This is a genomic window from Ignatzschineria sp. RMDPL8A (genome assembly GCF_029815055.1).
Taxonomy (GTDB): Bacteria; Pseudomonadota; Gammaproteobacteria; order Cardiobacteriales; family Wohlfahrtiimonadaceae; genus CALZBJ01.
This window is the reverse complement of sequence record NZ_JAPPWA010000002.1, coordinates 609,768-624,974: the sequence shown is the minus strand read 5'-3', so window position 1 is coordinate 624,974 and position 15,207 is coordinate 609,768. Positions and strand designations below refer to the sequence as shown.

The following is a 15,207-nucleotide window of genomic DNA, read 5'->3' as shown; positions in this document are numbered from 1 at the left end:
GTTCCCTCTATTTCGTTGCGGGGTCTTTTTCGCCCCACTTCATCATTAAATTGTGCTCAATATCGAGCTGATCTAAAATTCGTGCCACCATAAAATCGATGATCGCATCCACCGATGTCGGTTTATGATAAAACCCTGGATTGGCCGGCATAATGAGCGCGCCCATTTGGCTTAGTTTTACCATATTTTCAAGATGAATGGTGTGAAATGGCGTCTCGCGCACCACTAAAATTAAGTTGCGCCGTTCTTTTAAAATAACGTCCGCGGCTCGCTCAATGAGATTATTCGATTGCCCGGTTGCGATCGCCGCCAAACTCCCCATACTGCACGGGCAAACCACCATATGCCGAGGGGTATTTGAGCCAGAGGCTAAGGGCGATGTCCACTCTTTTTCGCCGTAAACATTTAAAAGCGCACTCGCTTCCTCACCAAGGCCAAACAGCTCTAAAAGACGCGCCTTTTGTAACGCGGTAGTTTTCCCTAATCCAAGATCCATCTCAAGGGCCAACACCACCAGCGCCGCTTGCGAAAAGAGCACGTTCACTGCGAGCCCTTTTTTAAGCAAAACCTCAATGAGGCGTAGTCCATACTGCGCCCCAGATGCGCCGGTTAAGGCGATGGTAATGCGATCTTTCATCTTAATCATTAATCTGATGCACCGCTCTCTGATTCTTCCGATTTAAAGAGTGAGAAATCAAGGTCCGACTCTTTAAAGAGATAGCGTTTACCGCAAAATTCACAATCGACAAAAAGGGCATCTTCTTGCTCCGCTAGAATCGATTTCACCTCATCTAAATTGAGCTGATAGATCATGCTAAGGGTCCGCTCTTTTGAACAGGTACACTCAAAATGATAGGAGTCGGGCTCAAATACGCGAATATCATCTTCCGAATAGAGGCGATACAGCAGCTCTTTTGTGGGAAGCTGTAATAGTTCCTCATCTTGCATCGTCGCCGCTAAATGATTCACCCGATTAAAGGCATCTTCATCAGGCATTTCACCGGGAAGACGTTGTAACAACATCCCTGCCGCCGCTTGATCGCTTGTAGCTAAATAGAGCGTTGTTTCGAGCTGCTCGGAGGTGGCAAAATAGCGCTCAATCGCCTCTTTAATGCTGTTATCAATAAGCGGAATAATGCCTTGATAGGGCTCTTTAAAGGTCGGCGCATCGATCGTAATCACGATATGCCCTTCCCCGCAAAGTTCTTTTAAACCCTCTAGACCGGCGACGCCTTCTTTATCAAAACGCGCTACCGCTCGCACCCCTTTAAGATGGCTAATTTGCACCACTAATAGATCGAGCGCGCCTTTGGCTTGCACTTGCACGGTGAGCTTTCCTTCAATTTTGATGGTGGCACTTAAAAGTGCCGTCGTTGCCATCAATTCACCGAGCAGTTTTTTCACATTGTCAGGATAGGAACGGCGAAGCAACAATTCTTGCCAGCTATGCTCTAAAATCACGCGCTCACCGCGAATCGGGAGTTCGTCAAAAATAAATCGATCTAAATAATCGGTTTTTGGGCTTGTGCCGTTAATCATCTACAACCTCTACTTCGTCGTCACTCTCAGGAATCGGAGTGACATTGACCATTAAAATACGTTTATCGTCCACATCGGTAACGGTAAATCGATACCCTTTAGAATCTAAATAATCACCTGCGTGTGGCAGCTCATCGAGCCGATCAATGAGGAGTCCGCCGAGCGAGCTATAATCATCGTCATCATCGACAAGCCCGCGAATCCCAAGGGTTTGCTCCACAATAAGTAAGTCACATCCCGCATCGATATTCCACTCGGTATCGGAGACTTTTTCCACCGATAAGGTTTCGTCCTCATCAGGGAATTCGCCTGCGATCGCCTCAAAGACATCAAGAAGAGTAATTACCCCTTGAATCCCACCAAAATCATCGGTCACAATCACCATATGCACTTTCGATTCACGGAAAATATCCATCATCTTAAGCACACTTGTTGAGCGGTGAGAAAAGAGCGCTGGGCGCACCGAATGCTCAAGATCGATATACCCTTTTTCTAGCAAATCGGTAGCGATATCTTTCGCGCGCGCGACCCCTTTCACATCATCGAGCGTTCCATCACAGATCGGAAATTGATTATGGGGATTGGCATCGAGGCTTTCAAGAATCTGCTCTTTTGAATCGTTAATATTGATCCAAGAGATCTCATTTCGTGGTGTCATAATGGAACGAATTGTCCGATCACTTAGCGTTAAAACGCCACTCACCATGTTGCGTTCCTCTTCACCAAAAAGCTCGATCGGATCGTGCTCCTCGGGGTGCTCTTCCTCTTCATCATGTTCATGATCGTCGTAGAGTTTAGTTCCTAAAAGACGCAAAATCATGTCAGCAGTACGTTCACGGCGCGACATCTGATTTTGGAGAATCTCTTGGCGGCGATGAATCCACTGGTTCATAATCTCAATAAAGACCGAGAATCCGATCGCAGCGTAGATATAGCCCTTCGGCACTTCAAAGCCAAACCCTTCCACCACAAGGCTAAGCCCGATCATCAGAAGGAAACTTAAACAGAGCACCACGACGGTCGGATGACGATTAACAAACTCCGTCAGCGCACGCGCTGCAAAGAGCATCATCGACATCGAGATCGTTACCGCTAAGATCATCACCCAGAGGTGTTTAGCGATACTGGTTGCAGTGATCACCGCATCAAAGGAGAAGACCGCATCTAAAATGACGATCTGCAATACCACCGGCCAAAATTTAGCGTAATTCTTCGATTTTCCTTCTAAATGAGTGCTACCCTCGATTCGTTCATGGAGTTCACGCGTGGCTTTCTGGATTAAGAAAAAGCCCCCGAACACCAAGATCAAATCCCGTAACGAAAACGGATGATGGAAGATCGGATCGATAAAAACAGGATCGGTGAGCGTAATGAGCCAGCTCATCATCGCGAGCAACCCAATCCGCATTAAAAGTGCTAAAGATAGCCCCGCAAACCGCGCATGACTGCGTTGGTGAGGCGGGAGTTTATTTGATAAAATGGCGATAAATATGAGATTATCTATGCCCAAAACCACTTCTAATAGAAGTAAAATAACTAGGGAAACCCATACCGACGGCGAAAATAGGCCAATCGAGGGATCCATCAACCATTCCATAGCGCTCCTTTTGATAGCTCTTGGTCGAACACAACATCAAATGTAAACAAATTTCCCCCTATTTTATTCTGATAGTCGATAAATTACCAATAAATGACACAAACGATGACAATCAATCCTGAACACACCCCGATGATGCAGCAATATTGGAGCATCAAACAGCGTTATCCTTCGATGATTCTCTTCTACCGAATGGGTGATTTTTACGAGCTTTTCTACGATGATGCCAAAAAAGGCGCACGCCTCCTTGATATCACGCTCACAAAGCGCGGAAAATCCGCTGGCGAGCCGGTGCCGATGGCAGGGATTCCCTATCATGCCGCCGAAGGGTATTTAGCGAAACTGGTTAAAATGGGGGAATCGGTTGCGATCTGTGAACAGGTGGGCGAGGTTTCCAATAAGGGCCCCGTTGAGCGGGATGTGGTGCGCATTATTACTCCGGGAACGCTCACCGATGATTATCTCCTCGATGCGCGCTCTGAGAGCATTACCGCCGCCATTTTTAAAGCGCCTTTAGAGGATGGCAACGCGCCCTCAAATAACCCGAAAGAGGGAAAATGGGCGCTCGCGTGGCTCAATCTATCCAGCGCTGCATTTTCGCTCATGCCGCTTCTCTCGTTTGATGAGCTTCTCTCGGAACTCCTTCGCATTAAACCCTCGGAAATTATCCATCCTGAAGAGGAGGTAATTCATCCGGCGATCCGCAATATGTCAACGATTACTGCCTTTCCTGAGTGGCATTTTGATATCAATCGTAATTACGATCTGCTTTGCGATCATTTCCGCGTTCAAAGTCTGCAAGGGTTTTCCCTTCACCCCGGCGATACAATGCTAAGCGTCGCCGGCGCGCTCTTAACCTACGTTAAAGAGACCCAAAAAGATACGCTCAGCTACATCGATACGCTTACGCTAGAATCATTGAATGATGCGGTGATTTTAGATGTGACGACGCGCCGAAATTTAGAGATTGAAAAGACGCTCACCGGTGAGAAAAAGCATAGCGTTCGCGATCTTCTCGATCATACCATCACGCCGATGGGGTCACGGCTGCTGTCGCGCTGGCTCAATCGCCCGCTTCGCGATCATCGTCTCTTAAATGAGCGCCTTGATCTTGTGGAAGCCTTTCAAGGGGATCAAACATCGATTAAATCGCTGTTAAAACCGATTGGTGATCTTGAGCGATTAGTGACCCGCGTTGTGCTTAAAAGTGCCCGCCCCCGCGATCTCACCCAAATTCGCACCACCTTACAACAGATTCCGGATCTAAAAACGCTTCTATCTCAAAATGAAGCACTCGTTAAAATTAATCCGCTCTGGCTCTCATTTTTGGAAGAACTTCCCGAGCTTCGCACCCTGCTTGAAACGGCGATTATTGAAGAGCCCCCGGTGCTGATCCGAGATGGCGGCGTGCTCGCACTTGGCTATTCCGACGCACTTGATGAGCTGATTACCATGAGCACGAAAGGCGATCAATTTCTGCTCGACCTTGAAGTCCGCGAACGGGAGCGCCTCCATATCCCCACCCTTAAAGTCGGTTACAATCGCGTCCACGGCTATTATGTGGAGATTTCGAAACAATATTCGGACAAGATGCCCGCGGAATATGTGCGCCGTCAAACGCTAAAAGATGTGGAGCGTTATATCTATCCCGAGCTCAAAGAGTTTGAAAATAAGATTTTAAGCGCGAAAGAACGTGCTCTTGCCCTTGAAAAAGAGCTTTGGGATGAGCTGATTGAAAAAATTATTCCCTATCAAGCCCAATTGCGCCTCTTAAGTGATGCCCTGGCAACGCTCGATCTTTACATCAACCTTGCCGAAATCACTACGCGCCTTCGCTGGAATCGCCCGGTGTTTAAGGCCTCTATCGGGATCAATATTAAAGCCGGTCGCCACCCCATTGTGGAAAGCTCGCTTAAAACGCCCTTTATCCCCAATGATCTTACTTTAGAGCCCAGCACGAATCTTCTCGTTGTCACCGGGCCGAACATGGGCGGGAAATCCACCTACATGCGCCAAACGGCTCTCATTGTATTACTCGCGCATATCGGCTCCTTTGTGCCGGCTGAAATCGCTGAGATTGGCCCGATCGACCGGATTTTTACCCGTATCGGCGCGCAAGATGATTTAAGCTCAGGGCAATCAACCTTTATGGTGGAGATGACCGAAACCGCCACAATCCTCAATTACGCCACAAAAGAGAGCCTGGTGTTGATGGATGAAGTCGGTCGCGGAACATCAACCCTCGATGGGCTGTCCCTTGCGTGGAGTGCTGCGGTCTATCTCTCTCAAAAGGCGCGAGCGATGACAATCTTTGCCACGCACTATTTTGAGATGACCGAGCTTGAAACCCTCTACCCTGAGATTAAAAATGTGCATCTTGACGCCGTTGAACACAAAGATGAGATTATCTTTATGCATCAAGTCCGCCCGGGGGCTGCGTCAAAAAGTTATGGCCTCCAAGTTGCGGCGCTCGCCGGTGTCCCAAAAGGGGTAATCGAGATGGCGAAAACGAAACTCTCCGAGCTTGAAAAGAGTTTTGAGCATCTTTCGGTACTGCCAGAATCTACGCAAACAAGCTCTCACCAAAAAACACCCGATATTCAAACGTTTCATGAGCCGGCGGAACAATTATCGCTTTTTTCAAATGATCCCTCAGAAATTGAAGAAGCCATTAAAGAGTTAGATATCAATCAATTAACCCCCATCGAAGCGCTCAATTTAATTGCAACGTGGAAAGAAAAGATATAAAAGTCTGGATCCGCTAAAATAGTGGTTGCAGGGCATTCTAAAAACGCCTAGAATGCCCTTCTCTTTTTATCCCATTGGATTAATTTTACGCACTAATCGCCCGATTAGTTTTTAAATTCCCAAAAGCGAGTTCCTAACGACTACTCAATTTTAAATCACATTATTTGCATGCAATAGGAGGTCTCTATGCACCCTAGCCAATTACATAAACATGAACCTTGGCGTGACCCCAATTCGGTTCCCCACGTGGAACTTATCGATGTTGTAAAGGTTTTTGACGACCATATTGCGGTGAATAATATCTCGCTAGACATTTATAAAGGTGAATTTTTCTCTCTGCTTGGCCCATCGGGATGCGGTAAAACAACGCTTCTGCGGATGCTTGCCGGCTTTGAAACGCCTACCTCAGGGAAAATTCTTCTCGAAGGGGAAGATATGTCCAAAATCCCGCCCTACGAGCGCCCGGTCAATATGATGTTCCAGAGCTATGCGCTTTTTCCGCATATGACCGTTGAGGACAATATCGCCTTTGGTCTAAAACAGGATAAAATTGCGAAAGCTGAGATTCGTAAACGCGTCGATCAGATGCTTGAACTGGTGCAAATGGGTAAATACGCCAAACGTAAACCTCATCAACTTTCAGGTGGTCAGCGCCAGCGGGTTGCTCTTGCACGCAGTATCGTGAAAAAGCCAAAACTGCTCCTTCTTGATGAGCCTTTAGGGGCGCTTGATAAACGTCTCCGTGAGCAGACGCAATTTGAGCTGATGAACATTCAAGAAGAGCTCGGCATCACCTTTGTGATCGTCACTCACGACCAAGAGGAGGCGATGACCGTTTCGAGTCGAATTGCCGTAATGGATACCGGTGAGCTTGTTCAAGTGGCAACTCCGACCGAGATTTATGAGTATCCCAACTCACGCTATGTAGCCGAATTTGTTGGGGACGTGAATATCTTTGAAGGGGTTATCTCCGATATCTCACCAAAACAAACCACGATCGAAAGCTATGAAACGGAAACGCCACTCGTCTGTAATCAAGGGGTCGGTGCGGTAGTTGGCGCGCAAGCGTGGGTCGCGGTTCGTCCTGAAAAGCTCGATATTTCGCTCACCCCGCCAGAGGATATAACCATCAACTGCGTTGAGGGGGAAGTGTGGGATATTGGCTATCTTGGCGATATGTCGATCTATCACGTGAAACTCGATAACGGCAAGATGGTGACCGCATCACAGGTCAATCATAAACGCTTAACCGAACATAAGATCAACTACGAAGATCGCGTCTATATTAGCTTCGATAAAGATTCTGGCATCGCTCTAATCTCATAATTTCAAGGGGAAGAGAATGGCACACCACAAACACGAGATCGGCTTCTTAACGGGAGCCGCTGCGGAGTTGATCTCCCGCCTTAATTTTACGCATCGCAAATGTTTACGCTTCTGGCCCTATCGCTTTATTGTGAGTCTTTTTAGCAGCCGTAAACTGGTGATTGGGGTTCCTTTTATTTGGTTAACCCTCTTCTTTTTAATTCCATTTTTAATCATTTTACGCATCAGTTTTACCGAAGCGGAGATCGCATCTCCCCCCTTTACCAATCTATTAGAATGGGTGGAAACGGGGATTTTACAGATCACAGTGAACTTCCAAAACTATATGGATATTTGGGAGGATTCGATCTATGTGAACGCCTATTTAAACAGTGTGAAAGTGGCCTTTTTTGCCACCTTTTTTACGCTCTTAATTGGCTATCCAATCGCTTTGGCAATGGCGCGCGCGCCTAAACAGTGGCACCTATTTTTAGTGATGCTGATTATCCTACCGTTTTGGACCTCTTTTTTAATCCGAATTTATGCGTGGGTCACGATTCTATCGCCCTCTGGCATCTTAAATAACGTGATTAATGCCGTCGGCGGATTTTTAGGCCTGATCGATCCGGCGCATCCCGTTGATCTTGGGATTTTGCACACCGATCTTGCGGTCTATATCGGTATTATTTATGGCTATCTGCCCTTTATGATTTTACCGCTCTACGCAACGCTCAATAAGATCGATGAAACCCTTATTGAAGCCGCGCAAGATTTAGGGTGTCCGCCAATTAAAACGTTTTGGACGATGACCTTTAGACTCTCGCTTCCAGGCGTTTTAGCGGGGTCGTTCTTAGTCTTTATTCCCGCGCTTGGTGAGTTTGTCATTCCCGATCTGTTAGGCGGATCGAATGTCACCATGATTGGTAAAGTGCTCTACGATACCTATCTTAAAGGCATGGATTTACCGCTTGTATCGGCGATTTCAGTGATTTTATTGTTGCTGGTGATTATCCCGATCTATATCTTTAACCGTGTTCAAGAGAAGCAATTTACCTAAGGAGCCATCATGACGAAAAAAATGACTGTAATGAATTGGATCGCCTTAATCGGGGGCCTTCTCTTTCTCTATATTCCCATCTTTTTGGTAATCGTGTATAGTTTCAACGAATCGAAACTGGTCACCGTATGGGGCGGATTTTCCACCAAATGGTATCCCGATCTCTTTAAACAGGCGGGCATTTGGGAGGCGGCGAAAACGAGTCTACTATTGGGCTTTTTCAGTTCCACCTTTGCGGTAATCTTAGGGACCATGGCGGCATTTGCACTGGTTAAATTCCGCCGATTCCGCGGGAAAACCCTCTTTTCAGGAATTGCCTATGCGCCGATGGTAATGCCGGAAATTATTATGGGGAGCTCACTTGGACTCACCTTTGTAGCCCTCAATATTAATACTGGTTTTTTAACCATGATGATCGCACACATCACCTTTACCATGTGTTATGTGATTGTCGTCGTGCAATCGCGCTTAACCGGATTTGATCGCCACATTGAAGAGGCGGCGATGGATCTTGGCGCCGATGGGGTGCGCACCTTTTTCTACATTACGTTGCCGATGATTCTACCGGGCGTATTAGCGGCGTGGCTGCTCTCCTTTACGCTCTCGCTCGATGATCTGATTATCGCCACCTTCACCACCGGCCCTGGCGCGACAACGCTACCGATCTGGATCTATTCGAAAGCGCGTTTAGGGGTAAGCCCCAACATTAACGCCCTTTCAACCATTATGATCGGCATTATTGCCACAGGCGTTTTCTTGGTGACTATGATCAATCACCGCATTGAGAAGAATCGCTATCTCGATCGCCGTAATGCCGAGAAAGAGTAATCTACAAAAACCCTAAAATAGAAAAGCCACGTTGACCGATGATACAGGTCCGTGGCTTTTTTTGTACGCGTGTCTGATGACACTCTCGCTTATGACTTATGCGGATAGTAGAGCTTTTGTAGCCAAACCCGAGATTGAAGCGGCCGACCTTGCAACAGAGGCTCATAGAGATAGCGCATCATCGTTTTATACGCCCGCGCCTCTTCTCTGTTGAGATTAAAATTGGGCAGATCGGCTTCAATTTTCTGAATAAAGCCACCGGGAAGTAGCAACGCATCATGGCGAGGATATCGGCTAATGCCCTCATCACGGCGTAAAAAATAGGTGCGATGGGATTCAATCATTTGATCCTCATGATCGGAACTCAGATCCGGAAAAATCCCAAGATGCATCAATAATAATCGCTCAAAAAAACGCAACGCCGGCTCAATCCGATAGTTGGAATCAAGCGCTTTAAGCGCGAGCTCGTACGCTGCATATAAGCCCTCATCTTCCTGATATTCCGGGAAGAGACGAAGCAGTAATTCATTGAGATAATAGCCCGACCAAATCAATTTCCCGCCAAGACGAATGCTCTCTTCAAGATCAATCGCATCGGCAAAAAAGAAGGTACGCCCCGGTTTTAACGTCCACTCTGAACGCGAAAAGAGCTCTAAGTTCGCACTGTAGCGCTTTTGAGCTCTTCCCTGTTGTAAAAATAATTTCACCCGCCCGAGCTTTTCCGTTAGAAGATCAATCATAAAGCCGCGTTCTTTATAGGGCTGTTTACGAATGATATACCCGGGGGTGATAATGATCGAATCGACCATATTTATCCGATCTTAATCCGCCGCTGACCCGCCGGAGGTAAAGCTTGTGAGAAGCTGATTTACCAGACGCTCCATCACAAATGCCCCTTGCGAATGACGAATGCGATCGCCATCTTGCAGATCATCATACGATCCACCGGGATCAAGGGCCACGTATTGCTCGCCTACAAGTCCTGCAGTATAGATTACCGCGCTGGTATCATTGGGGATTTTATATTGTGCATCGATATCGAGCAGCACTTTCGCCTCAAAAATCTCCGTATCGAGCGCAATGCTTTTCACCTTGCCAACCCGAACGCCTGAGATCATCACCGGCGCATTAATTTTGAGCGATCCCACATTATCGAAACTCACCGAGACGGTGTATTTTTTATTAAATCGGCTACCGGTATCGCTCGCATTAAGGCCAAGCCATGCAAACGACAAAATGCCGGCAAGCACAAATAGACCGACCACAAAATCTAACCAACGTGGATTTTTCATAAACTTATTATCCCTTCATATCGTCTGTGAGAATCACACAATAGTTTACTATGATTTCTCAAAAAAGTCCTACTTCGCCAAAAGTTTGCGAATCGGCGCAAAGTCACGGCGGTGATACTCCGTTACCCCATATTTTTCTAAGGCTTCCATATGCGCTTTCGTGCCGTAACCCTTATGTTTTGCAAAGCCATATTCGGGCAAAATCTTATCAAGCGTAATCATCGCTAAATCACGCTCGGTTTTCGCTAAAATACTCGCAGCACTAATCTCCGCATGGAGCGAATCCCCTTTCACCACACATTCGGTTAGTAGAGGAATCTTAGGATTTTGATTGCCATCGACGAGCACTTTATCGGGCTGAATGGCAAGTCCTTCCACCGCACGGCGCATCGCAAGCAGCGTGGCTTGTAAAATATTGAGCGTTTCAATCTCTTCTAACGAACTCGAAGCGATGGAGTAAGCGAGCGCTTTTTCCATAATCTCTTCGCGAAGGGCAAACCGCTTCTTCTCGGTAAGTTTTTTAGAATCCATCAATCCTTCAATGGGATTATCGGGATCTAAGATCACCGCCGCCGCATAGACATCGCCGCATAACGGCCCACGCCCTGCTTCATCAACGCCGGCAATGCGCCAATCGGCAAACATTTCTGTATCAAACAGTGGGATTTCTAAATTCACTCAATAAGCTCCTTCACCGCTTGCGCAGCTTTTTGATCTGAGTTAAGACGAAGCGTGTTATGAAGCGCGTAAAACGTCTCAATTAGCGCGCTATTTTGCGAAGGGTCGAGCGCTTTTTCAGTGAGCTTAACGATTCTCTCAACCGTCACTGCCTTTTGGAAAAGCTCAGGCACAATCTCTCGGCCGGCTAAAATATTGGGTAGTGAAAAGAGGCGAATATTGACGATTTTAGGCGCAAGCCACGCAGTAAACCCACTAAATTTATAGGCCACCACCATCGGTTTTTTAAGCAGCATCGCTTCAAGCGAAGCCGTTCCTGACGCAAGTAACACCGCATCGGAGGCTTCCATCGCTTCCCGCGATTCCCTTTGACGCACCGATACCTTTAGTTGAGTGCTCGTTGGCAGACTCGATAACGCATCTTCAATCGCCGCATAGATAGGTTCATTGGCCGCCGGAATCACAAAATGAAGCTCGGGATGTTTCTCAGCTAACGCCCCAATGCTTTCAATAAAGGTTGGTAAAAGTCGAGTAATTTCACCCATTCGACTTCCCGGCAACACCGCTAAATAGGGCTTATCCGTTTTAAGATTTAATGCTTTTTTTGCCGCCGTAGGATCAGGATCAAGAGGAATTTCATCACCTAACCGATGACCCACGCAGATCGCATCTACGCGGTATTTTTGATAGAGATCCACTTCAAAAGGAAAGAGGCAGAGCACTCGATCAATATATTTTTTAATCGTTTTTGCGCGCCCTTCACGCCACACCCAAATTGAAGGGGAGACATATTGCACCGTTTTCGTAATGCGCTCTTTTGTTAGCGTTTTTGACACCCTAAGATTAAAATCTGGTGCATCGATTCCGATAAAGACGGCAGGCTTACGCGTTTTCGCTTCGGCAATGAGGCGCTTTTTAATGTTAAGGAACTTCGGGAGATGCTTAATCACCTCCACTAAGCCCATAATGGAGAGCGATTCAATGGGCTCGATCGTTTCCAAGCCCTCATCGATCATGAGCGGCCCGCCGATCCCAAAAAAGCTCGCGTTCGGATAATCCGCTTTAAGCGCTTTAATTAATCCTGCACCTAAAAGATCGCCGGATAACTCTCCGGCGACCAACATAAAAACAGGCTGTGAGGCCACCGAAGTGGCAATGGATTTAGCGGACGATTCCACGATCACTCTCTGCACGTAAAAACTCAATGAAATGATCTAAATGGGGATGCTCTTTGGCAATCGCTTCAATTTCCACAATGGCATCATCCAAACTTAAATCTTTACGATAAAGGGCGCGATAGGCATTTTTCGTGGCGCGAATCGCATCACTTGAAAAACCGCGACGACGCATTCCTTCGGCGTTAATGCCAGCAGGCGCTGCGCGATATCCGGCCGCTGTAATTAAAGGTGGCACATCGCGATGAATTCCTGATGAGAAGCCGGTAATCGCCCCTTGACCCACGCGACAACGCTGATACACCATGGTATATCCGCCTAAAATCACATCGTCTTCAATTACCGCGTGACCGGCAAGCGAAGCACCATTTGCGAAAATAGTGCGCGATCCGACGATGCAGTCGTGGGCAATGTGGCAAGTTGCCATGATCCAGTTATCATCGCCAAGCTTAGTATAGCCTTGGTCTTGGATAGTTCCACGGCTAATGCTCACATATTCACGAATCGTGTTGCGATCGCCAATCTCTAAGAAGACTTGATCGCCCTCTTTATATTTTTTATCCTGTGGCACATCACCAATGGAAGAGAATTGGAAAAAGACATTATCTTCCCCAATTGTCGTCGGTCCTTGGATTACAACGTGGGCTTTGAGCTCGGTACGCGCGCCAATTTTCACATTCGGCCCAACAATGCAGTAAGGCCCAACAATGACGCTCTCGTGGAGTTCAGCCGTTTCGTCGATAATCGCGGTGGGATGAATGTTTCCTTGTGTCATATTAATCAAACGCCTCACGTCGTGTACACATGATTTCTGCCTGGCAAACCACTTGTCCATCGACATACGCTTTGCCTTCAAAGGCCCAAATTCCGCGTTTTGCTTTGATAAATTTAACGCGAAGATCTAATTGATCGCCCGGCTCAACAGGACGGCGGAAACGCGCCTTATCAATGCCAACGAAATAGTAGATCGTGTCATCGGTTGCATCCGGATCTTCCATCGATTTAAAGCCTAAAATGCCCGTTGCTTGCGCAAGCGCTTCTAGGATTAATACCCCTGGCATAATCGGTTTAACTGGGAAGTGCCCTTGGAAAAATGGCTCGTTATACGTTACATTTTTAATCGCGTGTAACTCACCCATCGGTTCATAATCGATCACTCGGTCGATCATTAAAAACGGATAACGATGGGGAAGAAACTTCATGATTTCGTTAATATCAATCACTTTATTGTCGTTTGTAGCCATTTATTTACTTCTCTTTCTCTTTCAATTGTTTTTCTAATTGTTTTTCTAATTCTTTCACTCGATCAAATAGATCTCCAAGACGCTTAATGCGCGCCGAATTCACCAGCCAATCGCGCGTTTCCATAATGGGCGCAGGCGATGAATAGGAGTGCCCTTTTTTGAGCGAATGCGATACTTTTGTTCCACCGGTGACAATCACGCCATCTTCAATATTGATGTGGCCATTAATGCCTACACCTCCGGCGATAATTGCGTTATTACCAATCGTTGTTGATCCTGCAATGCCGGTATAGCCCGCCACAACGGTATGCTCGCCGATCACACAGTTATGCCCAATTTGAACATGGTTATCAAGTTTTGAGCCTTTACCAATCACCGTATCTTCAATCGCGCCACGATCCACAGAAGTGCCTGATCCGATATCCACATCATCATGAAGCACTACACGTCCAATTTGAGCCACTTTGATGTAGCCCTTACGCGTGCGCGCAAAACCGAAGCCTTCTGCGCCGATTACCGCATGAGGGTGAAGTACCACACGATCCCCTAACACACAGCCGTAACGAACGACCGCATGGGAAAATAGATAACAATCCTTTCCGATGGTGACATCTTGTTCAACCACGCAATGGGAATCGATATAGGTTCCCGCACCGATGGTTGTATTCGCCCCGATCACCGCATACGCGCCAATCACCGCCGTAGGATCGACCTTCGCCGTTTCATGGATGACCGCCGTTTCGTGCGTCTCTTTAAAAGATTGATAATCATGATCGAAAAGCTCAGCAATATGAGCCCACGCTTCGTGCGTTTCATCGCACACAATGGCGCTTCCTGATACCGCGTCAGCGTTTCGCTCATTGACTAAAATGGCGCTCGCATCACTCTCTTCTAAAAACTTGCGATAGCGTGGATTATTTAAAAAGGAGATGGTGCCTTTTTTACCGTGCTGAAGGGTCGAAAGACCGTTAATTTCGATGTCAGCCTCCCCTACTAATGTCGCGTCTAGGCCGGAATCAATAAGGTGCTGGAAAATTTCACTTAGTTTCATTCGTTTCTTCTTTGTTGATCAATTCTTCCAAGATTTGCCCGGTAATATTGAGCTCCTCTTTTGAATAGATTAAGCCATACTCAATGATCAAATCGTAGTTATTACGATTGGCATAATCGAGAATAGCGTTGTTAATGGTTTTCTGAATTTTGTAGAGCTCTTCATTTTTACGAAGGTTCGCTTCCTGACGGAAATCTTCACTCATCCGCTCAAGCTCACGCTGGAGATTGGTGATGGAACGCTCAAGATTGCGCTGTTCATTCTCTTCGCGATCAAAGCGGAGTTCTTCCCGCAAACGCAGTAATTCACTCTCTTTTTTGCGGAGCGATTCATAGAGCGGGAAGAGCTCTTTATCTAAAATATCGTTGACGTTTTTAATCTGTGCGTAACGCTCAAGCAGGAGATGCGTATCGACCACACCGACTTTGACAATGCCATTTTGTTCCGATCCTAGCGGATCTTTTGTAGCACTATTTCGCTTCGGAAGTGTTTTCGTCGGCTCAGGTTTTTCCGCCTTATCGCTTTTCTGGGCATTATCCGCATCATTTAAAGAGGGTACCGCCTCACCTTGATCACTCATCACCGCCTCTTCCGCGAGCGCATGGCTCCCGAGAAATAGGCTAAATAGCAATGTGATCGTGACAACTGTCAATCGATGCAAACGGTTCATACCCTCTCCTTGTGCCAAATGAT

The 15,207-nt window shown here is 46.9% G+C and carries 15 protein-coding genes; 4 read left to right on the top strand and 11 right to left on the bottom strand.

Annotated features, from left to right (window positions below):
- Positions 1-7: 7 nt before the first annotated feature.
- The 3 genes from OXI21_RS04450 to OXI21_RS04440 are packed head-to-tail and all read right to left on the bottom strand — an operon-like array spanning position 8 to position 3,136.
- Positions 8-646 carry a flavin prenyltransferase UbiX gene (locus OXI21_RS04450; RefSeq protein ID WP_347815488.1) on the bottom strand — a complete coding sequence of 213 codons (639 nt, stop codon included), beginning with the start codon at positions 644-646 and terminating at the stop codon, positions 8-10.
- Positions 646-1,539: an Hsp33 family molecular chaperone HslO gene (gene hslO, locus OXI21_RS04445; protein ID WP_279618358.1), complete on the bottom strand. Its 894-nt coding sequence runs from the start codon at positions 1,537-1,539 to the stop codon at positions 646-648. Before hslO ends, OXI21_RS04450 begins: the two co-directional genes overlap by 1 nt.
- The gene (locus OXI21_RS04440; RefSeq protein WP_279618357.1) at positions 1,532-3,136 is read right to left on the bottom strand and encodes a TerC family protein; all 1,605 of its coding nucleotides are present in this window, start codon (positions 3,134-3,136) and stop codon (positions 1,532-1,534) included. Before OXI21_RS04440 ends, hslO begins: the two co-directional genes overlap by 8 nt.
- A gap of 105 nt (positions 3,137-3,241) precedes the next feature.
- On the opposite strand from OXI21_RS04440, the gene mutS reads away from it, so the two are divergent.
- The 4 genes from mutS to OXI21_RS04420 all read left to right on the top strand — a co-directional run bounded on the left by mutS (position 3,242) and on the right by OXI21_RS04420 (position 9,074).
- Positions 3,242-5,884, top strand: coding sequence for a DNA mismatch repair protein MutS (gene mutS / locus OXI21_RS04435; RefSeq protein WP_279618356.1), 2,643 nt, complete (start codon positions 3,242-3,244; stop codon positions 5,882-5,884).
- A 186-nt stretch (positions 5,885-6,070) separates the two neighbouring features.
- Entirely contained in the window at positions 6,071-7,210 is a 1,140-nt protein-coding gene (potA, locus tag OXI21_RS04430) for a polyamine ABC transporter ATP-binding protein (protein ID WP_279618355.1), read from the top strand.
- 16 nt (positions 7,211-7,226) lie between these two features.
- Positions 7,227-8,246, top strand: coding sequence for an ABC transporter permease subunit (locus OXI21_RS04425; RefSeq protein ID WP_279618354.1), 1,020 nt, complete (start codon positions 7,227-7,229; stop codon positions 8,244-8,246).
- A 9-nt stretch (positions 8,247-8,255) separates the two neighbouring features.
- On the top strand, positions 8,256-9,074 hold the full coding sequence (locus OXI21_RS04420) for an ABC transporter permease (RefSeq protein WP_279618353.1): 819 nt from the start codon (positions 8,256-8,258) through the stop codon (positions 9,072-9,074).
- Positions 9,075-9,163: 89 nt separating this feature from the next.
- On the opposite strand, the gene recO is transcribed toward OXI21_RS04420, so the two are convergent.
- The 8 genes from recO to OXI21_RS04380 all read right to left on the bottom strand — a co-directional run bounded on the left by recO (position 9,164) and on the right by OXI21_RS04380 (position 15,184).
- On the bottom strand, positions 9,164-9,883 hold the full coding sequence (recO, locus tag OXI21_RS04415) for a DNA repair protein RecO (protein ID WP_279618352.1): 720 nt from the start codon (positions 9,881-9,883) through the stop codon (positions 9,164-9,166).
- Between the two features lie 12 nt (positions 9,884-9,895).
- Positions 9,896-10,366, bottom strand: coding sequence for an outer membrane lipid asymmetry maintenance protein MlaD (mlaD, locus tag OXI21_RS04410; RefSeq protein WP_279618351.1), 471 nt, complete (start codon positions 10,364-10,366; stop codon positions 9,896-9,898).
- A gap of 69 nt (positions 10,367-10,435) precedes the next feature.
- Complete coding sequence (gene rnhB, locus OXI21_RS04405; RefSeq protein WP_347815509.1) at positions 10,436-11,011, bottom strand: ribonuclease HII; 576 nt, start codon at positions 11,009-11,011, stop codon at positions 10,436-10,438.
- A gap of 29 nt (positions 11,012-11,040) precedes the next feature.
- Positions 11,041-12,237 carry a lipid-A-disaccharide synthase gene (gene lpxB, locus OXI21_RS04400; protein ID WP_279618349.1) on the bottom strand — a complete coding sequence of 399 codons (1,197 nt, stop codon included), beginning with the start codon at positions 12,235-12,237 and terminating at the stop codon, positions 11,041-11,043.
- On the bottom strand, positions 12,206-12,994 hold the full coding sequence (gene lpxA, locus OXI21_RS04395) for an acyl-ACP--UDP-N-acetylglucosamine O-acyltransferase (protein WP_279618348.1): 789 nt from the start codon (positions 12,992-12,994) through the stop codon (positions 12,206-12,208). The genes lpxB and lpxA overlap by 32 nt, the downstream gene beginning before the upstream one ends.
- Before the next feature lies 1 nt (position 12,995).
- Entirely contained in the window at positions 12,996-13,463 is a 468-nt protein-coding gene (gene fabZ, locus OXI21_RS04390) for a 3-hydroxyacyl-ACP dehydratase FabZ (RefSeq protein ID WP_347815487.1), read from the bottom strand.
- A 4-nt stretch (positions 13,464-13,467) separates the two neighbouring features.
- On the bottom strand, positions 13,468-14,514 hold the full coding sequence (lpxD, locus tag OXI21_RS04385) for a UDP-3-O-(3-hydroxymyristoyl)glucosamine N-acyltransferase (protein WP_279618347.1): 1,047 nt from the start codon (positions 14,512-14,514) through the stop codon (positions 13,468-13,470).
- Positions 14,501-15,184, bottom strand: a complete 684-nt coding sequence (locus OXI21_RS04380; RefSeq protein WP_279618346.1) for an OmpH family outer membrane protein — start codon at positions 15,182-15,184, stop codon at positions 14,501-14,503. The genes lpxD and OXI21_RS04380 overlap by 14 nt, the downstream gene beginning before the upstream one ends.
- Between the last annotated feature and the right edge of the window lie 23 nt (positions 15,185-15,207).